This is a genomic window from Streptomyces cylindrosporus (genome assembly GCF_022698165.1).
GTDB lineage: Bacteria > Actinomycetota > Actinomycetes > Streptomycetales > Streptomycetaceae > Streptomyces > Streptomyces cylindrosporus.
This window is the reverse complement of the sequence record NZ_JALDAY010000013.1, coordinates 76,106-97,168: the sequence shown is the minus strand read 5'-3', so window position 1 is coordinate 97,168 and position 21,063 is coordinate 76,106. Positions and strand designations below refer to the sequence as shown.

Here is a 21,063-nt window from a genome sequence, read left to right as displayed (position 1 = left end):
ACTCGATCCCCGTTTGCCTGTCGGTGCGATCTCCTTCATCCAGAAGGAGGGCTACTGACTCTTCTACGTTCCCCAACGAACGCAAAAGGTACAAAGACGGGGGCCAAATGGTGGTCGGTCGCCACCCGTGCCGGCCTGGCTCTAGGCGGCGAATCCGATCGTGGTGACGTACTCGTACTCGCCCCACTGGCTGCCGAGGTCCATGGTCACGTCGTTGACCCAGGCGTCGTCGAGCGCCGCGTCGTCGTCCGCGGCCCAGGCCTGGACGATGCGGTCCCAGTGACGGACATTCAGGGTGCGGTACTCGATCACGCGCTGGCGGGGCCTGGGCACCTGGCTCTGGTTGAGCGGGTGGAACTCGACGCGGGTGCCGCGACCTTCGCGGTTGAGGCGGGCGAGGAGGTACCGGGCGACGTTGCGGCGCCGCACCGTGCGGTAGGCGGTCTCGATGGCCTGCAGGTTCTTCTTGGACGGGCTGCGCCTGCCCTCCAGCCAGGCCTTCAGGGTGCGGTCGGTGACCGCGAGACCTGCCTCCCTGGCCGCCTGCCGGGCGTGGTCGCTGCGCGTGAGGTAGTGCAGGCGTGCCAGGAGGCCGCGCTGTTGGGTGATGGGGGTGGCGATGAACCCGGCGAGTGCGTCGAGCCGGCGGGCCACTGCTTCATGTCCTTTGATGCCCCGGGCCCCGAAACTGCCGAAATTGATATTCCTCTCCGGCACTCTGGTCTCCTCGTTCCGAATAGGCGACGGGCCCGCACGGGCGGCTTTTCAATACAGGTCGATCATATCGCATTTCGCGGCTTCGAATGACCCCATCGCTCCCCAACTTCCGGTATTCTCCCGGCTTTTCAGTTCCGTCGTGGATGCTCTCATCGGGTGACGCCGAATATCGTGACTGCGCACTGTCGAGAACGCCGACCGGTGTGTGCCACCTCACTGGACGAGCAGCGTCAACGGCGGAACAGGCAGCGGCGGTTCGGCGTTCATGAGTATGTGGCTGCGGAGGGGACAGTGTCCCCGGGCCTCACCTTCCGCCCATGGGGACGATCGTTCGGCTGAAGCCCCATGGAGCATTCCGCCGAGAGGCGACCGCCCTCCGCATGCCACCACCTACGGCCCCGGCTGGCTTCCCCCGTCCAGCCGGGGCTTTTCACGCCCCGCTGACGACGGTCGCGTCGACGATCCAGATGTTGCGCCGCCGGTCGGCCAGGAATGCCGAGAGCGCAAGCAGCAAGGCTGCCGCCGCGGCGGTGAATGCGACCAGGAGGGCGCCGTCGATGCCGTAGCTCTGCGCAAGGCTGCCGGATACGGCCTGGCCGACCGCCGCGCCGAGGGGGCCGCCGGCGCACAGGACGGTCATGGCGACCGCGGCCCGCTCGGCGGGGGCGAGGCGTTCGGTCAACGCGTACAGGCTGATCATGTAGGGCGCGACGGTCAGGCTCGCGGCGGCGACCGCGGCGGGCAGGGACAGCAGCCGGGCGCCGACGAACAGGACGAGCATGCCCGCGCACAGGGTGGCCGCGAAGGAGAGATAGCGGGCGCGCAGGGTGAACTGCCGAGGGAGCCAGGCGCAGGCGACACCGGCCAGAGCGCTGCCGATGCCGAACTCGGCGTAGACGAGTCCTGCGGCTCCCGGCTCGTCGATCGCGTCGGCGTAGACGGTCACGGCCGTCTGGAGCGAGCCGAATACCGCCCCCATCGCGGCCATGGCCAGGAACATGACGGCGAGCGGGCGACGGGGCAGGCGCGGCTTCTCCTGCGGCGCGGTCGGCTGCTGGTGAGGGGCGGGGTGGGCGTAGACCGCTGCGAAGGGCAGGGTGGTCGCCGCGATCACCGTCATGGTCGCGATGGTCGGCGCAAGCGGGCTGAGGGAGGTGAGCAGCCCGACGAACACCGGTCCGGCGACGAAGCTCAGCTCGTCGGCGGACGCCTCGTAGGACAAGGCCGCCGGGAGCAACTCGCGCTCGCCGCGGGCGTGCAACAGGCGTGACCAGTGCACGCGTACGAGGGGGCCGACCTGGGGTTGGGTCAGGCCCACGAGGGCGGCCGCGACGAGCATGCCCTGTCGGCCGCCGGTGAGGCTCGCGGCCAGCAGGGCTGCCCAGGCGGCGAAGTTGGCGATCGCGGCGACTACACCGACCACGCGGTGGCCGTGGCGGTCGGCCAGGGTTCCGACCAACGGGCCGCCGAGGGCGGTGGCGATGCTCTGGGTCGCGCCGCCGAGCCCGGCGAAGGCGTAGTTGTGGGTCGAGGTCTGGAGCAGGATGAGCGTGGAAAGGGCTGAGGTCGCGTACGGCAGGCGGGCGAGCAGTCCCAGCGGGAAGAAGCCGGCGCCCGCAGCCCTCAGCAGGGAGCGGTAGGACACGATGTCTCCGTCGGACACGTCGAGGAGACGCGCCACCCAGCCACCAACGCGTCGACGAGCCCGATTCTGGACGTCAACGTAGCGGCGTCGGCTCAGAGCTGTACAGACGGGCCGCCTCGGAATGGAAGGGAGACCGGCTTGCCCCGTCGCCGCGACAGCCATCCCGCGCAAGGACCGGAAGCCCTCCTGCCACGCCTTCGCGACAAACGCTTCAACGGCTATCTGGGGATCCGGCTCCCACACGAACTCGACGACGCGGTCGAGGCGATCGTCGTCGCCCACACGAACGGATCCGCCTCGCTCAGACTGAAGATGGCCGACGCCGTCGACGGGCGAGCCGCCGCCGTACTGAGCGCGTACGGGCAGCGGATGGCGTCCATGGCGGTGCGGACCCTGTCCGTGGAGCCGCTCCGGCGCGGGCTCGTGGCCGTGAGTCTGGCGGAGGGGCGGCTGGAGCAGCCGTACGACAACCTGTTCGTGCTCGCCGCGCTCAACGATGCCGCGGCCCTCGTCGGCACCACGCTCCACGCCGTCCTCGCCGACGTGGCGCGCGTACTGCCTCCGGCCGGTCACACGGCGATCCAGGAATTCGACCGGCGCCAGGATCGAGACAAATCGCTTGAGGCCATGGGTCTCAGCAGGACCGGCACCGGACCGACGTTTCTCTACGGCTGACGCGACCTGGGTCGCAATGCGCCCAACTGCCTATGTCAGGCAAGCACCGGCGCCGGCAGGTAAGGCGTGATGTTGCGCCACGCGCGCTCGGCGTATTCTTCCTTTTCGCCGACCGGCGCGACATAGTGCAGCGCGCTTTCGGCCGCGTCCTTGCCCTTCAGGCGGGTGATGAGCCACGCGGCGAGGTAGTGGGAGGCGAGGCAGCCGCCGGCCGTGGCGATGTTGACCTCGGCGTAGAAGGGCTGGTTGAGGACCTCGACGCCGGCGGCGACGACCCACGGCTTGGTGGTCAGGTCGGTGCACGCGGGGATGCCGTTGAGCAGGCCGAGCCTGGCCAGTACGAGCGCGCCGGAGCACTGCGCGGCGATGAGTTGGCGCGAGGGGTCAAGGCCGCGCAGTACGTTCATGATCGCGGGGTCTTCGACGGCCTCGCGGGTCGCGATGCCGCTGCCGACGATCACGGCGTCGGCCCGGCACGCTTCCTCAAGCGTGGACATCTGCTCGATGACCACCCCGTTCATGGAGGTCACTTTGGGGGTGGGGGTGGCGATGGTGACACGCCAGTCGTCGGTCCTGATGCGGTTGAGCACGCCGAGGGCGATCAGGGAGTCGAGCTCGTTGTAGCCCTCGAAGGTGAGGATGGCGATGTGCACGGCGGCTGCCCCTTCCGGGTGGGTGGGGCTAGACGGTAAGGACCCGCGAACAGGACAGTCAAAGAATTGTCATGGATACAATCCGGCGCATGGCTGCCCCGCGGTACAAGACGCTCGTCGACGCCCTCGCCTCCGACATCCGGTCGGGCCGGCTCGCCCCGGGAGCGCGGCTGCCGACCCACCGCGGCCTCGCCGCCCGCGAGGGCATCGCCCTCGTCACCGCCACCCGGGTCTACGCCGAGCTGGAGGCGATGGGCCTGGTGAGCCGGGAGCAGGGCCGCGGCACGTTCGTGCGGGACATCGCGGTACCCGCCGGTCACGGCATCGACCAGCAGATCGCCGCCACCGATGTGGTCGACCTCAACTTCAACTACCCCGCGCTGCCCGAGCAGGCGGACCTGCTGCGGCAGGCCCTGCGCGAGCTGGCCACCTCCGGTGAGATCGACTCCCTGCTGCGCTATCAACCCCATCGAGGACGCCCCCAGGACAGGGCCTCCGTCGCACGGCATCTGACGCGTCGAGGGATCACCGCCGACGCCGATCAGGTCCTCGTCGTCAACGGGGCGCAGCACGGTCTGGCCGTCACGGTCATGGCCGCGCTGAGAGCGGGGGACGTCGTCGCGGTCGACGCGCTCACCTACCCGGGGTTCAAGGTGCTCGCGCACGCCTTCCGTCTCGACCTGGAGCCCATCGCCGTAACCGCTGACGGGCCCGATCTCGACGCCCTGGAGAAGCTGTGCGCGACCCGCCCGGTGCGGGCGATCTACGCCATGCCCACCCTGCACAACCCGCTCGGCTGGGTCATGCCGGCGGCCGACCGCCTCCGTCTGGTCGGGACCGCGCGGCGGTGCGGTGCGCTCATCGTCGAGGACGCCGCGTACGCCTACCTGGTCGAGGCCTCTCCCCCGCCGCTGGCCGCGACCGCGCCGGACATCACCGTCCACGTCTCGGGGCTGTCCAAGAGCGTCGCCACCGGCCTGCGGGTCGGCTTCGTCCTCGCCCCGCCACCCCTGGTGCCCGCGCTCGAACGGGCGATTCGGGCGACCACCTGGAACACCCCGGCCCTCACCACCGCGATCGCCTGCCGCTGGCTCGACGACGGGACGGTGGACCGCCTGGAGGCGCGGAAACGCGACGACGCCAAGGCCCGCCAGGCCCTCGCCCGGCAGGAACTGGCAGGCCTGCCGCTCGTCGGTCACCCCTCGTCGTACTTCACCTGGCTGCCGCTGCCCGACGACGCGCGCGCCGACCGGCTGACCGCCGCCCTCGCGCGTGAGCACATCTCCGTCAGTACGGCGGAGCCGTTCACCACCACGAAGCACACACCGCAGGCACTCCGCCTCGCTCTCGGCTCCACGGATCCGGACAGTCTCCGTTCGACGCTGCGTACGGTGCGGCGTGTCGCCGTCGAGGACGCCTACGCCTGAACCCGGGTGTGCGCCTCCGGTGGACCCGCCTCTGCTGAACGGGTGTTTGGGGCTTGTCGTGCGAGTGTTTCGCCAGGGTGGGGTACTCGGCGCGGCGTACCTCTGGCAAGGCATGACCAGAGTGCAGCCGTGCGGGTGAGCAGGAGGCGGGTCCATGGGGAGTGTGCCGGGCGAGGACATCACGGGCTGCTTCGCGGACGCGCGGTGACCGCGCCGCGTCGGCCGACCGCCAACGAGCCGGGTGAACGCCCCCGGCCGGGCGAGCGGTTCGCGAACGCCGTGGACGGGCGGCTGCCGGTCCACGACGGCGGCGGGCAGCTGCTGCGGAAGGCCTTCCCCGACCACTGGTCGTTCCTGCTCGGCGAGCTGGCCCTCTACAGCCTTGTCGTCCTGCTGCTGACCGGGGTGTGGCTGACCCTCTTCTTCAAGCCCGAGATGCGCGAGGTCGTGTACGACGGCGGCTACGCGCCGCTGCGCGGGGTGCGGATGTCGGAGGCCTTCGACTCGACCCTGCACATCAGCTTCGACGTGCGCGGCGGGCTGCTCATCCGGCAGATGCACCACTGGGCCGCGCTGGTGTTCATCGGCGCGATCGGGCTGCACCTGCTGCGTATCTTCTTCACCGGCGCCTTCCGCAGGCCGCGCGAGATGAACTGGGTCATCGGCGTCACGCTGTTCGTGATCGCCCTGGCCGAGGGTTTCGCCGGGTACTCACTGCCCGACGACCTGCTCTCGGGGACCGGGCTGCGGATCGCCCAGGGCATCATGCTGTCGATCCCGGTGGTGGGGACGTATGTCGCCATGTTCGTGTTCGGCGGCCAGTTCCCCGGCCACGACATCGTTCCGCGCCTGTACGCCATGCACATCCTGCTGCTGCCCGGAGTGCTGGTCGCGCTGGTCACGGTGCATCTGATCCTGGTGTTCTATCTCAAGCACACACAGTGGCGCGGCCCCGGCCGCACCAACGCGAACGCGGTCGGCAAGCCGCTCTACCCGCAGTTCATGGCCTCCTCCATCGGCCTGTCGCTGACGGTCTTCGGCGTGCTGGCCCTCCTCGCCGGCGTGGCCCAGATCAATCCGGTGTGGGTGTACGGCCCCTACCGCCCCGACCAGGTCTCCACCGGCTCGCAGCCCGACTGGTACGTGGGCTTCCTGGAGGGCGCGCTCAGGCTCGTGCCGCCGTGGGAGACGAACTTCGCCGGGCACACCCTGATGTGGAACGTGCTGCTGCCGGCCGTCGTTCTGCCCGGCCTGCTGTTCGCCGTCCTGTACGCCTACCCCTTCGTCGAGCAGCGGCTGACCGGGGAGTGGCGGCAGGAGCAGCACCTGTGCGACCGGCCCCGCGAGCGGCCGGTACGCACCGGGCTGGGCGTCGCGGGCATCACCTTCTACGGTGTGCTGCTGCTGGCCGGCGGGAACGACGTCATCGCGCAGAGCTTCCGTATCTCGGTGAACACCCTGACCTGGATCCTGCGGATCGCCCTCGTCGTCGGGCCGGTTGTCGCCTTCCTGCTGACCCGCGGGCTGTGCCACGCACTGCTGCGGATGGAGCAGGAGCGGCTGAGCGAGGGCGAGGAGACCGGTGAGGTGCGGCAGACCCTGGCGGGTGGTTACGAGAGCGGCCATCGCCCGGTGACGGACTTCCGGCCCGGCGCTCCGCGCGTGCCGGTCAGCTCTGCTCCGGATCTGCGCCCCGGTTCACGTACTGGAAAACCAGACCCAGAACGCTCCGCGCCAGAATCCCGACGCCGATGAGGAACAGCCACAGCCCGAACACCACACCGGTCGCCGCGACGGCGACGCCGAGGGCGGTGAGCACCGGCCAGGGGCTGTGGGGCGGAAAGAAGTCCAACGGCCCGGCGGCGTCGGCCACTTCGGCCTCGGTACGGTCCTGGGGGCGCCGACCGCGGCGGGCGTACTGGACCGCGCAGAAGAACGACACGAGGGCGGCCATGGCGAACGCCACGATGAGGGCCGCCGTGCCGGCCGGGTCCCTCGACCACAGGCCGTAGAGCGCGGCGGCGCCGGCGAAGAAGACGGCGACGCCTCCGAAGAGCAGTGCCTCGATCTTCACTGCAGTCCTTCCTTCTTCGCCTGCTGCGCGATGTCGGGGTGGTGCAGGTCGAAGGCCGGGGACTCCGAGCGCACCCGGGGCAGGGCCACGAAGTTGTGGCGCGGCGGCGGGCAGGCCGTCGCCCATTCCAGGCCGCGGCCGTAACCCCAGGGGTCGTCCTCGGTGACGCGGGTGCCCTTGGTGGCGGTGCGCCAGACGTTGTAGAGGAACGGCAGGGTGGAGACTCCGAGGAGGAAGGCGCCGCTGGAGGAGAGGGTGTTGAGGAGGGTGAAGCCGTCGGAGGGCAGGTAGTCGGCGTACCGGCGCGGCATCCCCTCCTCGCCCAGCCAGTGCTGCACCAGGAACGTCAACTGGAAGCCCGGGAACAGCAGCCAGAAGTGCAGCTTGCCCAGCCGCTCGTCGAGCATCTTCCCGGTGAACTTGGGCCACCAGAAGTAGAAGCCGGCGAACATCGCGAAGACGACGGTGCCGAACAGCACGTAGTGCAGGTGCGCCACGACGAAGTACGAGTCGGTGACGTGGAAGTCGAGGGGCGGCGAGGCGAGCAGCACACCGCTGAGGCCGCCCAGCAGGAAGGACACCAGGAAGCCGACCGCCCAGAGCATGGGGGTCTCGAAGGACAGCGAGCCCCCGCGCATCGTGCCGATCCACGCGAAGAACTTGATCCCGGTGGGCACCGCGATCAGGAACGACATGACGGAGAAGAACGGCAGCAGCACCGCTCCGGTGGCGAACATGTGGTGCGCCCATACGACCGCCGACAGCATGGTGATGGCGATCGTCGCGCCGATCAGGGGCACGTAGCCGAAGAGGGGCTTGCGCGAGAAGACCGGGAGGATCTCGGAGACGATGCCGAAGAACGGCAGCGCCACGATGTAGACCTCCGGATGCCCGAAGAACCAGAACAGGTGCTGCCACAGCAGGGCACCGCCGTTGGCCGCGTCGAAGATGTGCGAGCCGAACTTGCGGTCGCACTCCAGGGCGAGCAGGGCCGCGGTCAGGACCGGGAACGCGGGCAGCACCAGGATCGACGTGAACAGGGTGTTCCACGTGAAGATCGGCATCCGGAACATGGTCATGCCGGGGGCGCGCAGGCACAGGATCGTGGTGATGAAGTTGACGGCGCCCAAGGTGGTGGACACGCCGGTGACGACCAGGCCCATCACCCACAGGTCGGCTCCCGCGCCGGGCGAGAAGTAGGCGCTGTTGAGCGGGGCGTACGCGAACCAGCCGAAGGCGGCCGCGCCGCCCGGCACCACGAATCCCGACACGACCATGAGCCCGCCGAACAGGTACATCCAGTACGACAGCGCGTTGAGCCGGGGGAACGCCACGTCCGGGGCGCCGATCTGCAGCGGCATCACGGCGTTCGCGAACCCGGCGAACATCGGGGTCGCGAACAGCAGCATCATGATCGTGCCGTGGATGGTGAAGAGCTGGTTGTAGGTGTGCTGGTTCATGAACTGCAGCCCGGGCCGGGCCAGTTCGGCGCGCATACCCAGCGCGAGCAGGCCGCCGAAGAGGAAGAACCCGAACGCGGTCGCCATGTAGAGGCGGCCGATGACCTTGTGGTCGGTCGTCGTGAACCAGCCCAGCAGGGTGCGGCCCAGCGAGGCGCCGGCAGGGGAGGACGTACGCCCTTCGTCGAGGCGTGGTGCCACTTCGGTCATGGTCCTCCTCAGCCGTGCCGGGAGCGGCGAGCGCCTCGCGAGTGCCCTGCTCGCGGGGCGGGAAACCGGCGCCACGGTGGGCCGGCGTCCGCCCCGGGCACAGGCCCGACACTCCGAATGAGGCGATTCGCCCCTTTCGCGGCGACGCTACCGGTGAACCACCCGAACACCGGGTCCGCCACGCCTCCGCGACCACCCCCTCTCCCAGGCGCCTTTGTCCGGGCGCGCCGAAGAAGCGGTCCGCGTCGGCGTTCAGCAGACCGGCGCCACCGCCCGGCCGGCTTCTCCCGGCTCCTCGCGTCCCGGTCCGGCGGCACAGGCCAGCGGAGGAGCGATCGCCTGGACATCGGCTCCCTCGCCGACCCACAGCCCGATGAAGAGCGCGGCGGTCGCTTCAAGGAGTCCGGCTCGTTCGAGACCGCCGCCGGACACTGGTTCGCAACCGACATGCCGCACCAACTGGTGAACAAGTGCGAGAGCTGTCTCGTCGTCCCCGCAGACCGGAACGGCCAGTGGCCGGCCGTCGAAGACGGGCGGCGACATGCGCCACACGTCCTCGTGGCAGAGATTGAACGCCTTGACCACATGAGTTCCCGGTGCCGCCGCGGCCAGTTGCTGTGCGGCCGAGGGGCCGCCCTGCGTCAGCAGCGCGAAGCGCGGACCAACCGGGTTGGAGCAGTCGATCAGTACCTTGCGGTCCAGGGCCGTCCGCAGTTCCCGCACCACGCGTGCCCCCGCGGCGAAGGGCAGTGCGGCCAGCACCACCTGCCCGAACTCGGCCGCCGCGCGAAGACCGGCAGGCTTCGCACCGCGCCCGAGGCGCGTCGCGAGCCGCTGCGCCTTGTGCGCGTCGCGTCCTCCGATGGCTACCTCGTGCCCGGCTCGGACCCAGTGGGCGGCGAGCGCGTCCGCCATGCCGCCTGTGCCCAGTACACCGATTCTCATCACGCACTTCCTCCCAGGACCTGCTCGGACCTTCCGCAACGACGCTAGAGGGCCCGTCGGGCACCATTTGGTACGTGACGTCCGACGCTTTCCTTGCCGACTGCCGCGCCCGCCTGGCCTTCGACCTCCTGTCCAACACCTGGAACGCCGTCGTGCTCTGGGCACTGCGCGAGGGCCCCAGACGCCCGGTCGAACTACGCGAGCAGATCGGGGGGATCAGTTCCAAGGTCCTCACCGAGACGCTTCGGCGCTTGCAGTCCAACGGACTGGTGGACCGGCGGGCACACCCCGGCGCGCCACCGCGTGTCGACTACGAACTCACCGCCCTGGGGCGGACTTTGCTGGCCCCCATCGACGCTGTCGGAGCATGGGCCGTCGAGCATGGCGATGAGGTCATCGCCGCCCAGGAGGCCGAATGCGCCGCCGCCCGGTCGTCGTCCTGAAACGGCGGTACGGGCCTACGCGCCCTCATCGGGTGGAGTGATCCCGAGGTCGACGCGCATGACGTGGCGCATGGTCCACAGCGCGTCCCACAGCCGGTTCATGGTCTCCCGGGCGGCTTCGACGTTCTCTCCCGGTTCGGGGGTTCCCCTGTCCAGCCGTAGCAGCAGGCCGTAGAGATCGCCGAAGTGACGGTTCACGGTGCTGGCTGCGGTCATGACGGGGTCAGGCAGCACCATCTGGGCCTCCGCGTGACGCAAGCGGTGGTCACGGCGTGATCGGTCCAGGTCCGACCGCAGTTCCTCGGTCACCTCGTCCCTCTCCAGAGCGTGGACGAGTTTCGTCATCACGTTGATGAAGTCGCGCGTACCGGCGTTGAGGGCTGCGTAGCATGTGCGACGCGCTTCGAGCCGAGTCTGCCGAGTGACGTATTCACGCTCGTCCGCCTGGAGTTGTCGCGCATGCTGCAACTCACGGTCCCGGGCGCGGTTGCCGGCGCGCTGCGTGAGCAGGGCGGAGGCGAGGGTGCCACCGATGCCCAGGACCGCGACCAGGATCTGGCTGACCGAGCTGCTCATACCGCCCCCGACTCCGATCGGCTCGCCGGGACTGTACCTGCTCCGGGCGCAGTCCTCGGCGGGTGGGGCGTAGCACGATCTGCGGGCGGAGCAGCCTCAGGGCTCGGCCCGGACCTGCCCGACCACGCCCTGGCGCTCGGCCTCGTCCCGGACCAGCATCGACAGCAGAGACGCCACGGTCAGACCGGCCTCGGCCGGGTGGCGCAGGATCTTGCTCGGATCGATGCGGTAGCTGTTGGCCCGGCCGCTGCGGGTGTGGGACAGATAGCCGTCGCGCTCCAGGTCCGCGATGATCTTCTGCACGGCCCGCTCGGTGAGTCTGCAGCGAGCCGCGATGTCGCGGATCCTGGCGTTGTGGTTGTCGGCGATGCTGGCCAACACGCGCGCGTGGCTGGTGAGGAACGTCCATCCGTTGTGCGGCTCGGGTACTCCATCGACTCCCACCATGAGCAAATCGTACGACCGAACGTTCGCGCACACAAAAACGCGAAAGAAAATTCATGTATGCCTTGACGTGTCATGAAGGGGGTATGAGCCTGGGAGAAGGGTTTACTTCGAGTGTTCAGCGAGAGGCGATCATGCCGGAACGTTCCCATGAGGAGCCGTTCACGAGCGGACACCGCGCCGGTCGCACGTCTGAGCCCTCCAGGGATCTGGTGGTGAAGGCGGGACCGGACGGCGAGCGGGTGGCCGTCACGGTGAGCGGTGAGTTCTGTCTCGATGACAGCCAGAGTCTTCGGCACGCGCTGCGCGATGCCCTCGCCAGGTCGCGGACCGGGGTGGACCTGGACCTGGGCGGGCTGTCCTTCGCGGACTGTTCCGCGCTCAACGTGCTGCTCGCCGTGCGCCGTGACGCGTCCGCCATGGAGAAGACGGTCACCGTCACGTCCGCCAGCCCCGCCGCGGAGCGCCTGTTGAGGTTCACGGACACCTACGGACTCTTCACGGCCGAACCCGCCGAGCCCCCCGAACTCGCCGACGACGGGCTGCTGCAGGCCGAGGTCGTCCAGCTCCGGCGTGCGCTGCGGACCCGGCCGGACATCGACCTGGCCCGCGGGATCCTGATGGCGTCCTTCAACCTGGACCCGGAGCAGGCGTGGGAGGCACTGGTCACCGCCTCGCAGAACACAAACACCAAACTGCACCGCCTTGCCAAGGACGTCGTGTCCGCCGTGCACGGCGCCGCGCTGCCGGACGCGGTCCAGAAGCAGCTGACGGCGGCCGTCGCCAAGGCCGGCAGGAACGGGGCGCGGTCGAGGGACGGCGCCGATCCCGAGCCCGAGCCCGTCCGCGAGAGCGCGTACGAGGCGCAGGCCTGCTGGTAGGGGCGGTTCGGCGGAGGTTCGGGCTAGCCGAGGAGCCGTCGGACCGCGTCCTCGATGGCGCCGTGCGTGGCCAGGCGTCCCGGCGCCGCGTCGATACCGAGGCGGTCGAGGGCCGGGGCGATGGTGCGGCCCTCCTCGAAGTGCTCGACGACACGCGGGTTGATGTACGACGCCCGGCAGACGGCCGGGGTGTTGCCCAGGTAGTCCGCCACCTCCCGGACCGCCCGGCGCACGGCACGCTTGCGGGCCGTGGCGGACCCCTCCGCCGCCGGGGCGGAGACGGCCAGCGCGACGGCCGCGAGGACGGTGGCGTGCCAGGTGCGGAAGTCCTTCGCGGTGAGGTCGGCCCCGGAGGCGTCGCGCAGGTACTCGTTGAGGTCGTCCGCGTGCACGTCGTTCCAGGCACGGCGCTGCCAGTAGGCGAACAGGCGCGGGCCGTCGTCGGACCGCCGCAGCAGCGCCCGGGTGGCGGTGCAGGCCGGCTCGTCCACGAGGGTGCGGGAGATCTCCTTGGCGTTCTTGCCGACGTAGGTGAAGCACACCGCGCCGCGGCGGCAGGAGACGTGCTCGCGCAGCAGTGTGGTCAGGCCGTAGGTCTCGTTGTCCTTGGTGTACGACTCGTTGCCGACGCGGAAGAAGCCGAGGTCCAGCAGGCGGGTCGCGCAGCCCAGCACGCGGTCGTGGCACAGGCCGCGCAGGGCGAGGTCCGCCGTGACGCGTTCGCGCAGCCGTGGCAGGTGCTCGGCCACGGCCAGTACGTGGTCGTGCTTGGCCGCCTCCTGCCGCTCCCGGAAGAGGGGGTGGTAGAGGTACTGGCGGCGGCCCGCGGCGTCGGTGCCGATGGCCTGGATGTGGCCGTTCGGCATGGAGCAGATCCACACGTCCGTCCACGCGGGCGGGATCACGAGACCACGCAGCCGCTCCCGCTCGGCCGGGTCCGTGACCGGCCGCCCGTCGGCGTCGAGATAGCGGAAGCCGCGCCCGCAGCGCACGCGGGCGTACCCCGGGGCATGGACGTCGCTCGTCCTCAGACGCACCGACCGCACCTCCTCCGGCCCGTGAACCAGGTCCGGCACCGCGGCGCGGCCCGGGCGGGCCGGTGCGAGGCGGTGCCGGGGACCGGGTTCCCGGCAAGCGGCCGCCGATGCCGTCGGTCCGTCCGCGAGCCGGCGCGTGCGGACGTGGCCCGGTTCGACCGGTGCAGACCGTCGCCCGCTCCAGCCGGTACGGACCGTGCCCTGCTTCAGGCGGTGAGGACCGTCTCCGGCGTGAGGCTGCGCCGGACGAGGGCCTGCGTGACCTGCGTGAGGCGGTCGCCGGTGTGGCGGGCATAGGCGCGCAGGGCCGCGTGGGCCTCGGGGATGGTCAGGCCACCGTGTTCGGCGACCATCCCGGCGGCGATCTCGACCGTCGCCTTCGCGGCGACCGCGGCCTGCACGCGGGTGCTGACGTCGTCGGGGCGCAGGGGGTGCGGATGCCAGTTGACCAGGGCCACGGCGGTGACGTCGGCGAGGGCCTGCACCAGGTGCAGGTCCAGCTCCGGCAGTCCGCCGGCCGTGTTGAGCAGGAGGTTGACCGCGCCGATCGGCTGGTTGTGCACGCGCAGCGGCAGGGCGTGCATGGAGCGGAAGCCCATCTCCCGGGCCAGGGGGGCCGCTTGCGGCCAGCGGTCCGTGCTCGTCGCCAGGTCGGTGGCGTCCACGCGCTCGCCCAGGCGGTAGCAGTCCACGCAGGGGCCTTCGTCGGTCTGCAACTGGAAGAGCTCGACGAGGGCGACGCGGTCGTCGGTGACGGCCATCGTGCGCAGACCGCCGCGCAGCGGGGCGACCATGATGCCGACCGCGTCGGCGCCCGTGATCTGCCGGCAGTCGGCGGCGAGGCGGTCGAGGAGGACCACGGGGTCGACGTCGTCCGCGAAGGAGTCCGCCAGCCCGACGAGCGCCTCGGCGAGCTGCTGTTCGCGGTTCATGACGGGTCACCGTCCAGTCCGTCGTCGCCGGTGTCTCCCCGGCCCTTCCGGTCGCCCTGCCCGCCCTCCGCGTCCGTACGCAGGCGCAGCCGGCGGGCGACGACGTCCCTGGCCACCTCGGTGACCGTACGGCCCTGTACGAAGGCGCGTGCCCGCATCCGGTCCAGGGCCTCCTCGGGGTCCACTCGCAGCTGCACCATGACCATGCCGATCGCCTGGTGGACCTCGCTGTGCTCGGCCTCCGCGGCCTCCACCCATGACGCTACCTCGTCGCCGGGCCGCTGTTCGCCGTCGTTGCGGCGGGGATGCAGATTCATCACCGCGAACGTGACCGCGTCCCGCGTCCACAGCGCGATCGCGAGTTCGCTGCCGGACAGACCGCCGGGCCGGTCGCGGTAGAGATCCAGCGTGCCGATCGGCGGCCCGCCCACCCCGAGCGGCAGCGAGAACACCGCCCGTACGCCGAGTTCCACCGCCTGGTGGGCGAAGACGGGCCAGCGTCTGCTGTCCGGGCCTTCCGCGAGGTCCGCGGCGAGCACCGGGGTCGCCTCCGACAGGGCCGTCTGGCAGGGGCCGTCGCCCAGTGTGTACTGGGCCTCGGCGAGCTGGGCGGCGATCCGGTCGCTGGCGCACCAGGTGGCCCGCACCGCCGGGGCGGACCCGGAGATCGACACCGAGGCGCCGGTCACGGGCAGCAGACCGACGCAGGCCCGGCACAGTGCCTCCGGGGCCTGGTGTGTGTCGGCGCCCCGGGCGGCGGCGGAGAGCACCTCGACGACACGCAGCCGTACCTCCGCCCGCGAGGGGTCGGCGTCGCCGGGAGGCTGCGCGGAGCGGTCAGGTGGCACGGTCGACACCTCCGCTCCGGCGAGCAAGGTCGGCAGACCTGCTCGACCCGTTTCCCGATCCCGGCCCTCCCCGACCGCATCCGGGCGGCACGGCCGCGCTGCGGCGAGCCGGCCGGATGCCTTCTTCCGGGAGCGACGCGGGCCGGGTACCCGGCGGCGGCCGGGCCATCCGGACCGGACGCAGGCATGTGCCCGGCCGTCCGGGGAACTCCGTGACCATGGCTCTCAACCACGACGAGGTGCCCGTACTCGACGCTCTCGCCAGCTACCGGGATGCCGGTGAGCTGGGCTTCTCGCCGCCCGGGCACAAACAGGCGCGCGGCGCCGATCCGCGGGCGCGGGCGGTGCTCGGTGACGCCGTGTACCTCGGTGACGTACTGGCGAGCGGCGGACTGGACGACCGTCTGTCGCGCGGCCGGGTGCTGGAGCGGGCCGAGGAGCTGATGGCCGAGGCGGTGCACGCGGAGCACACCTTCTTCTCCACCTGCGGCAGTTCGCTGTCGGTCAAGGCGGCCATGCTGACCGTGACGCGCCCCGGGCACCGGCTGCTGGTCGGCCGGGACGCGCACAAGTCGGTGGTGGCCGGTCTGATCCTGTCCGGTGTCGAACCGGTGTGGGTCGAACCGGAGTGGGACGCGGGCCGCCACCTCGCCCATCCCCCGTCGGCCGCGGCCTACGAGAAGGCGTTCATCGAGAACCCGGAGGCCGACGGCGCCCTCGTCACCAGTCCGACGCCGTACGGTACGGCCGCCGACCTGCGCGGCATCGCGGAGGTCTGCCACCACCGGGGCCGCCCGCTGATCGTGGACGAGGCGTGGGGAGCGCACCTGCCCTTCCACGAGGGCCTGCCGTCCTGGGCGATGGACGCGGGCGCCGACGTGTGCGTGACGAGCATCCACAAGATGGGCAGCGGTCTGGAGCAGGGGTCCGTCTTCCATCTTCAGGGCGATCTCGTCGATCCGGCGGAGCTCTCCTCGCGCGCCGACCTGCTCGGCACTACCAGCCCCAACGTGCTGCTGTACGCCGGGATCGACGCCTGGCGGCGGCAGATGGTCCAGCACGGGCACGAACTCATCGACGACGCACTCCGGTTGGCGTACCGCGTGCGTAGTTCGATCGAGGAGATCGACGGCTTCCATGTCAACGACGCGGACGACTTCTGCGGTCCCGGGCTGGCCGCCGAGTTCGACCCTCTGCCGGTCGTCATGGACATCAGCGACCTGGGCACCACCGGGTACGCGGCCGCCGACTGGCTGCGCGAGCACCACCATCTCGACATGCACCTGTTCGACCACCGTCGTGTCAGCGCCCAGTTCACCCATGCCGACGACGAGGACACGGCGGCCCGGCTGCTGGGTGGGCTGCGCGATCTGGCCGAGCACGCGGACGAGCTGCGGGACGCCCCGCGGGTCGACGTGCCGTCCCCGGCCGAGTTGCGGATGGCGCAGGTCCGCCTGCCGCGCGACGCGTACTTCGCGGACCACACCGATGTGCCGGTGAAGGAGGCCGAGGGCCGGATCGCCGGCGAGATGATCACGCCGTATCCCCCGGGCATCCCGGCCGTCCTGCCCGGCGAGCGCCTCAGCGCGCCGGTGCTGCGGTACCTGGCCTCGGGGGTCCGGGCCGGCATGAACCTTCCCGACGCGGCCGACAGCGGCCTCGACACGATCCGTGTGGCGGCCCAGGACTGACCCGGGCGAAGGTCGTGGGTGTCGGTTCCGCCTGGTGGGAACCCGGCGGTCATGAGCAAAGACCGTGACCTCGGGGGATCGTACTGGCTCGAGACGGCGCCGCCAGGCGTCCCCGCGCCACCGCCCGCCGCGGACGTGAGCGTGGATGTCGCGGTGGTCGGCGGGGGGATCGCCGGGCTCAGCACGGCGTGGGAGCTGGCCCGGCGCGGCCGTGAGGTGGCCGTGCTGGAGGCCGACCGGATCGCCGCCGGAGTCACCGGGCACACCACGGCCAAGCTGACCGCGCAGCACACCCTCGTGTACGAGCGGCTACGGCGCAGCCGTGGGCCGGAGGGCGCGCGGCTGTACGCCGAGTCGCAGTCGGCCGCGATCCGTCGCGCCGCGGAGATCGTCGCCGACCTCGGAATCGAGTGCGAGTGGGAGGAGGCAGCGGCCTTCACCTATGCCCGCGATCCCGGGCGGACCGGGGAGCTGCGGGCGGAGGCGGACACCGCGCGGGAGGCCGGGCTGGCGGCCGAGTTCGTCACGGAGACGGACCTGCCGTTCCCGGTCGCCGGTGCGGTCCGGGTGGACGGGCAGGCCCAGTTCCACCCCCGCAAGTACCTGCTCGCGCTCGCGGACGACCTGCGCCGGCACGGCGGAACCGTCTACGAGGGCACACGGGTCACCGGCCTGACCGAGTCCGAGCCGTGCGTGCTGTCCACGGACACCGGCGTGTCGGTCCGGGCGAAAGTGGTGGTGATCGCCACGCACTACCCCGTATTCGACCGTGCCCTGCTCTTCACCCGGCTCTCCCCGCGCCGCGAGCTGGTCGTGGCGGGCACGATCGACGCCGACCGGGCCCCGCGCGGCATGTACATCACGCCCGAGCACTCCACCCGGTCCGTGCGCAGCGCGCCGTACGGCGACGGGAAGCGGCTGCTGATCGTCACCGGTGAGCACTTCACGCCCGGCACCGCCGACGTCGACAAGCGCTTCGACCGGCTCGCGGCCTGGGCGGACGAGCACTTCGCGGGGCTGGCGCTCACCCATCGGTGGGCGACGCAGGACAACGACTCCACCGACTCCGTGCCGCTCGTCGGCGCGCTGCACCCGGGCAGCCGGCACACCTATGTGGCCACCGGCTTCGGCGGCTGGGGGCTGAGCGGCGGCATCATGGCGGGCCGGCTGATCAGCGACCTCGTCGAGGGCCGCGAGGTGGAGTGGGCGGGCCTGTACGACCCGCGCCGCGTCGGGTCCGTGCTGCGCGAGGGGACGTCGTTCCTCAAGCACCAGGCGCAGGTGGCCCGGCACTTCGTCGGCGACCGGCTGCCCGCGGTGACATCGCCCGCGCCGGAGGACATCCAGCCGGGCGACGGTGCCGTGATCCGTCTGGGCGGGCACCGGTGCGCCGTGCACCGGGACGAGAGCGGGCAGTTGCACGCCGTGTCCGCGCAGTGCACCCACCTGGGCTGTGTCGTCGCCTTCAACCGTGCCGAGCAGGCCTGGGAGTGCCCGTGCCACGGCTCGCGGTTCGCCCCGGACGGCCGGATCCTGCAGGGGCCCGCCGTGCGTCCGCTGGAGAAGCGCGACATCCAGGCGCCGTGAGTCCGCGCACCGTACGGAAGGAGTCTCGTCATGCCTGATACGGGCGGCCGTGCGCACGACGGCCTGAACCGGGCGGCCGTGTTCGACGTGGACGGAACCCTCGTCGACACCAATCATCTGCACGTGGTGACCTGGTGGGAGGCGTTCCGCCGGGCCGGGCACGAGGTGCCCACGCATGCCATCCACCGGGCGGTCGGCCTCGGCTCGGACGATCTGATCGAGCATCTGCTCGGCGACCGGGCGAACCTGTCGCCCGGTGACGCCGAGGAGCTCAGCACGGCCCACAAGGTGCTGTACGGCCAGTACTTCGAGCGGCTGGTGCCGCTGCCCGGCGCGGGCTCCCTGCTGCGCCGGCTGGCCGACGACGGCTGGACGGTGGTCCTGGCCACCTCCGCCAGCGGCGACGAACTCTCCGCGCTGCGGCGGGCGATCGACGCCGACGAGGCCATCAAGGGGACCGCCAGCGCCGACGACGTCGACGAGGGCAAACCGGCCCCCGAGCCCGTCGAGCGGGCCCTGGAGCTGGCCGGGGTGCCGGCCGAGCGTGCCGTGTTCGTCGGCGACACCGTGTGGGACATGCGCGCGGGCAGCCGGGCCGGCGTGCCGTGTGTGGCGCTGCTGTGCGGCGGCATCCCTCGCGCGGACCTCGAGGAGGCGGGCGCCGACGCCGTCTTCGCCGACCCGGCCGACCTCCTGGGCTCGCTGTCCCGGAGCCCCTTCTCCTGACCGGCGCCCCCCGGTCGGGCAACTCATGGACGGTCGTTACGTGTGCTGCCTGGGGGTACCCGTGTGACACCGCCGGTTCCTCTCCCGGCTCTCCCCCCAGCCGCCGATTCCCCTTCGGAGCACCCGTGATCCACCCCTCATCTCCAGCCCCCCGACGCCGCGCCGCCGTCGCGGACCTCGGCCTGACGGCGGCACTGTCATGACCACCGAGTCCCTCGCCGCCGCGCCCCCGCTGCGCTGCTGGGCACCGCCCGGGGTCTACGCCCCGCAGACCGACACCCGGCTGCTGCGCCGGGCGATGCTCCGCGAGGAGATCCGCCGCGGCGCGGACGTGCTGGACCTGGGCACCGGAAGCGGTGCGCTGGCGGTGGAGGCGGCCCGGCTGGGCGGCCGGGTGACCGCGGTGGACATCTCCTGGCGGGCGCTGGCCGCCACCTGGTGCAACGCCCGGCTCAACGGCCAGTCCGTGCGGGTACGCCACGGCGACCTGGCGTCCGCGGTGCCCGGCCGCCGCTTCGACCTCGTGGTCACCAACCCGCCGTACGTGCCCGCCCCGGGCACGACCCCGCCCCGCGGCAGCGCCCGGGCCTGGGACGCCGGGCCGGACGGGCGCCTGCTGATCGACCGGATCTGCGCGACCGCGCCCATGGTGCTGCGGCCGACGGGGGCGCTGCTGATCGTGCACTCGCACCTGAGCGGTGTCGAGGAGACACTGGCCCGGTTCGGGGCAGCCGGGCTGCGCGCGGAGGTCGTCGACCGGGCGCGGCTGCCCTTCGGCCGTGTGCTGCGCTCGCGGCTCGCGTGGCTGCGCGAGCGCGGACTGGCCGCCGACCGTACGACAGAGGAGCTGGTGGTGATCCGTGCCGAACACGCCTGAACGCCCCCGCCGCATCCGCGTCCAGCGCGACGGCCCCCTGCTCATCGAGGGGCCGGTCGAGATCGTGGGCGAGGACGGCGAAGTGACCGTGTCGAACCGCTTCACGGTGGCGGTGTGCACCTGCCGCCGCAGCCGTCTGCTGCCCTGGTGCGACACCAGCCATCGCCGCCGTACGAAACGAGGGGACACGGCATGACGGTCCTGACCTCCCGACGGGACACCCGGCCGCCCGCCCTGCCCGAGCCGCGCGGCCCGCTCTCGGCCCTGGTGACCGGAGCCCTGCGCGGCGCGCCGCTGCGCACTCCCCCGCCCGCCCCCGACGCCTACGGCGAGGACCTCCAGCTCGCCCTGTACGTCCTCTACGAACTCCACTACCAGGGCTTCGACGGCGTACCGGACGACAGCGAATGGGACCCCGAACTCCTCGCCCTGCGCGCCGCGTTGGAGGACAGGTTCCTCAGCGCGCTGCGCGCGGACGTGCCGGCCAGTGCAGACGACACCGCCGAGCGGGTGCTGGACGAGCTGCAGCTCGAACCCGTCGGTGACGACGGCGGCCTCTCGTACTTCCTGCGCGAGCACGGCACCCTCGGGCACTTCCGTGAATACGCGGCGTTGCGCTCGCTGTACCACCTCAAGGAGGCCGACCCGCACGCCTGGGTGATCCCCAGGCTGCGGGGGCGGGCCAAGGCCGGGATGGTGGCCGTGGAGTTCGACGAGTTCGGCGCGGGGCGGGCGGACGAGATCCACGCGGAGCTGTTCGCCGCCCTCATGGCGGACCTCGGCCTCGACACCTCGTACGGCCACTACCTCGACGAGGCACCGGCCGAGGCGCTGGCCGTCGTGAACATGATGTCCCTGTTCGGCCTGCACCGCTCCCTGCGCGGCGCGCTGGTCGGGCACTTCACGGCCGTCGAGGTGACCTCGTCCCCGGCCTCCCGCCGTCTCGCCGAGGGACTGCGCCGGGTGGGCGCGGGTTCGGCGGCCGTCCGCTTCTACACCGAGCACGTGGAGGCGGACGCGGTGCACGAACAGGTCGTACGGCACGAGGTCGTCGGCGGGCTGCTGGCCGACGAGCCGTCGCTGGACGCCGACGTGGTGTTCGGGATCCGGGCGACCGGGCACCTGGAAGACCGGCTGGCCGACCGGCTCCTGGCGGCGTGGCGGGAGGGAGCCTCGGCGTTGCGCACGGCCGCGGTCGTTCAGGGCGCTTGAGCG

22 protein-coding genes are annotated in these 21,063 nt (G+C 71.5%); 11 read left to right on the top strand and 11 right to left on the bottom strand.

What is annotated here, in order from left to right; translation table 11 throughout:
• Window positions 1-141: 141 nt before the first annotated feature.
• Window positions 142-717 (bottom strand): transcriptional regulator, encoded by a 576-nt coding sequence (locus tag MQP27_RS37400; RefSeq protein ID WP_242773703.1) that lies wholly within the window; start codon window positions 715-717, stop codon window positions 142-144.
• A 430-nt stretch (window positions 718-1,147) separates the two neighbouring features.
• Entirely contained in the window at window positions 1,148-2,362 is a 1,215-nt protein-coding gene (locus MQP27_RS37395) for an MFS transporter (protein ID WP_242773699.1), read from the bottom strand.
• Window positions 2,363-2,500: 138 nt separating this feature from the next.
• On the opposite strand from MQP27_RS37395, the gene MQP27_RS37390 reads away from it, so the two are divergent.
• A complete protein-coding gene (locus MQP27_RS37390) occupies window positions 2,501-3,037 on the top strand; it encodes a hypothetical protein (protein WP_242773696.1) in 537 nt (178 codons plus the stop codon).
• Between the two features lie 35 nt (window positions 3,038-3,072).
• Here MQP27_RS37390 and MQP27_RS37385 read toward each other — a convergent pair whose 3' ends face one another.
• Entirely contained in the window at window positions 3,073-3,690 is a 618-nt protein-coding gene (locus tag MQP27_RS37385; RefSeq protein WP_242773693.1) for a DJ-1/PfpI family protein, read from the bottom strand.
• An 89-nt stretch (window positions 3,691-3,779) separates the two neighbouring features.
• Between MQP27_RS37385 and MQP27_RS37380 the strand changes: the two genes are divergently transcribed.
• Together MQP27_RS37380 and qcrB are read left to right on the top strand one after the other, a co-directional pair.
• A complete protein-coding gene (locus MQP27_RS37380; protein ID WP_242773691.1) occupies window positions 3,780-5,117 on the top strand; it encodes an aminotransferase-like domain-containing protein in 1,338 nt (445 codons plus the stop codon).
• A gap of 279 nt (window positions 5,118-5,396) precedes the next feature.
• Window positions 5,397-6,872 carry a cytochrome bc1 complex cytochrome b subunit gene (gene qcrB, locus MQP27_RS37375; protein ID WP_242774208.1) on the top strand — a complete coding sequence of 492 codons (1,476 nt, stop codon included), beginning with the start codon at window positions 5,397-5,399 and terminating at the stop codon, window positions 6,870-6,872.
• Here the strand turns inward: qcrB and ctaF are convergent.
• From ctaF to MQP27_RS37360, 3 genes are all read right to left on the bottom strand, one after another.
• Window positions 6,787-7,191, bottom strand: a complete 405-nt coding sequence (gene ctaF, locus MQP27_RS37370) for an aa3-type cytochrome oxidase subunit IV (protein ID WP_242773689.1) — start codon at window positions 7,189-7,191, stop codon at window positions 6,787-6,789. The two genes, qcrB and ctaF, sit on opposite strands and share 86 nt — an antisense overlap.
• The gene (gene ctaD, locus MQP27_RS37365) at window positions 7,188-8,861 is read right to left on the bottom strand and encodes an aa3-type cytochrome oxidase subunit I (protein ID WP_242773687.1); all 1,674 of its coding nucleotides are present in this window, start codon (window positions 8,859-8,861) and stop codon (window positions 7,188-7,190) included. The genes ctaF and ctaD overlap by 4 nt, the downstream gene beginning before the upstream one ends.
• Before the next feature lie 252 nt (window positions 8,862-9,113).
• Window positions 9,114-9,806 (bottom strand): NADPH-dependent F420 reductase, encoded by a 693-nt coding sequence (locus MQP27_RS37360; protein WP_242773685.1) that lies wholly within the window; start codon window positions 9,804-9,806, stop codon window positions 9,114-9,116.
• Window positions 9,807-9,880: 74 nt separating this feature from the next.
• Here MQP27_RS37360 and MQP27_RS37355 point away from each other — a divergent pair, with 74 nt between their 5' ends.
• The gene (locus tag MQP27_RS37355; RefSeq protein WP_242773683.1) at window positions 9,881-10,249 is read left to right on the top strand and encodes a winged helix-turn-helix transcriptional regulator; all 369 of its coding nucleotides are present in this window, start codon (window positions 9,881-9,883) and stop codon (window positions 10,247-10,249) included.
• A gap of 15 nt (window positions 10,250-10,264) precedes the next feature.
• On the opposite strand, the gene MQP27_RS37350 is transcribed toward MQP27_RS37355, so the two are convergent.
• The gene (locus tag MQP27_RS37350; RefSeq protein ID WP_242773680.1) at window positions 10,265-10,825 is read right to left on the bottom strand and encodes a hypothetical protein; all 561 of its coding nucleotides are present in this window, start codon (window positions 10,823-10,825) and stop codon (window positions 10,265-10,267) included.
• Window positions 10,826-10,921: 96 nt separating this feature from the next.
• The gene (locus MQP27_RS37345; protein WP_242773678.1) at window positions 10,922-11,272 is read right to left on the bottom strand and encodes a MarR family transcriptional regulator; all 351 of its coding nucleotides are present in this window, start codon (window positions 11,270-11,272) and stop codon (window positions 10,922-10,924) included.
• Window positions 11,273-11,484: 212 nt separating this feature from the next.
• Here MQP27_RS37345 and MQP27_RS37340 point away from each other — a divergent pair, with 212 nt between their 5' ends.
• On the top strand, window positions 11,485-12,150 hold the full coding sequence (locus tag MQP27_RS37340; protein ID WP_242773676.1) for an ANTAR domain-containing protein: 666 nt from the start codon (window positions 11,485-11,487) through the stop codon (window positions 12,148-12,150).
• Window positions 12,151-12,173: 23 nt separating this feature from the next.
• Here MQP27_RS37340 and MQP27_RS37335 read toward each other — a convergent pair whose 3' ends face one another.
• From MQP27_RS37335 to MQP27_RS37325, 3 genes are all read right to left on the bottom strand, one after another.
• On the bottom strand, window positions 12,174-13,187 hold the full coding sequence (locus MQP27_RS37335; RefSeq protein WP_242773674.1) for a DNA topoisomerase IB: 1,014 nt from the start codon (window positions 13,185-13,187) through the stop codon (window positions 12,174-12,176).
• A 206-nt stretch (window positions 13,188-13,393) separates the two neighbouring features.
• Window positions 13,394-14,119, bottom strand: coding sequence for a GAF and ANTAR domain-containing protein (locus MQP27_RS37330; protein ID WP_242773673.1), 726 nt, complete (start codon window positions 14,117-14,119; stop codon window positions 13,394-13,396).
• On the bottom strand, window positions 14,116-14,967 hold the full coding sequence (locus MQP27_RS37325) for a GAF and ANTAR domain-containing protein (RefSeq protein ID WP_242773672.1): 852 nt from the start codon (window positions 14,965-14,967) through the stop codon (window positions 14,116-14,118). Before MQP27_RS37325 ends, MQP27_RS37330 begins: the two co-directional genes overlap by 4 nt.
• Before the next feature lie 218 nt (window positions 14,968-15,185).
• Here MQP27_RS37325 and MQP27_RS37320 point away from each other — a divergent pair, with 218 nt between their 5' ends.
• The 6 genes from MQP27_RS37320 (at window position 15,186) to MQP27_RS37295 (ending at window position 21,060) form a co-directional block, all read left to right on the top strand.
• Window positions 15,186-16,658 (top strand): aminotransferase class I/II-fold pyridoxal phosphate-dependent enzyme, encoded by a 1,473-nt coding sequence (locus tag MQP27_RS37320; protein ID WP_242773671.1) that lies wholly within the window; start codon window positions 15,186-15,188, stop codon window positions 16,656-16,658.
• Window positions 16,659-16,709: 51 nt separating this feature from the next.
• Window positions 16,710-18,245, top strand: a complete 1,536-nt coding sequence (locus MQP27_RS37315; RefSeq protein ID WP_242773669.1) for an FAD-dependent oxidoreductase — start codon at window positions 16,710-16,712, stop codon at window positions 18,243-18,245.
• Between the two features lie 63 nt (window positions 18,246-18,308).
• A complete protein-coding gene (locus MQP27_RS37310) occupies window positions 18,309-18,971 on the top strand; it encodes an HAD family hydrolase (protein WP_242774206.1) in 663 nt (220 codons plus the stop codon).
• Window positions 18,972-19,170: 199 nt separating this feature from the next.
• Window positions 19,171-19,848 (top strand): HemK2/MTQ2 family protein methyltransferase, encoded by a 678-nt coding sequence (locus tag MQP27_RS37305; protein WP_242773667.1) that lies wholly within the window; start codon window positions 19,171-19,173, stop codon window positions 19,846-19,848.
• Complete coding sequence (locus MQP27_RS37300; RefSeq protein ID WP_242773665.1) at window positions 19,832-20,044, top strand: CDGSH iron-sulfur domain-containing protein; 213 nt, start codon at window positions 19,832-19,834, stop codon at window positions 20,042-20,044. The genes MQP27_RS37305 and MQP27_RS37300 overlap by 17 nt, the downstream gene beginning before the upstream one ends.
• The gene (locus MQP27_RS37295; protein WP_242773662.1) at window positions 20,041-21,060 is read left to right on the top strand and encodes an iron-containing redox enzyme family protein; all 1,020 of its coding nucleotides are present in this window, start codon (window positions 20,041-20,043) and stop codon (window positions 21,058-21,060) included. The genes MQP27_RS37300 and MQP27_RS37295 overlap by 4 nt, the downstream gene beginning before the upstream one ends.
• Window positions 21,061-21,063 lie beyond the last annotated feature (3 nt).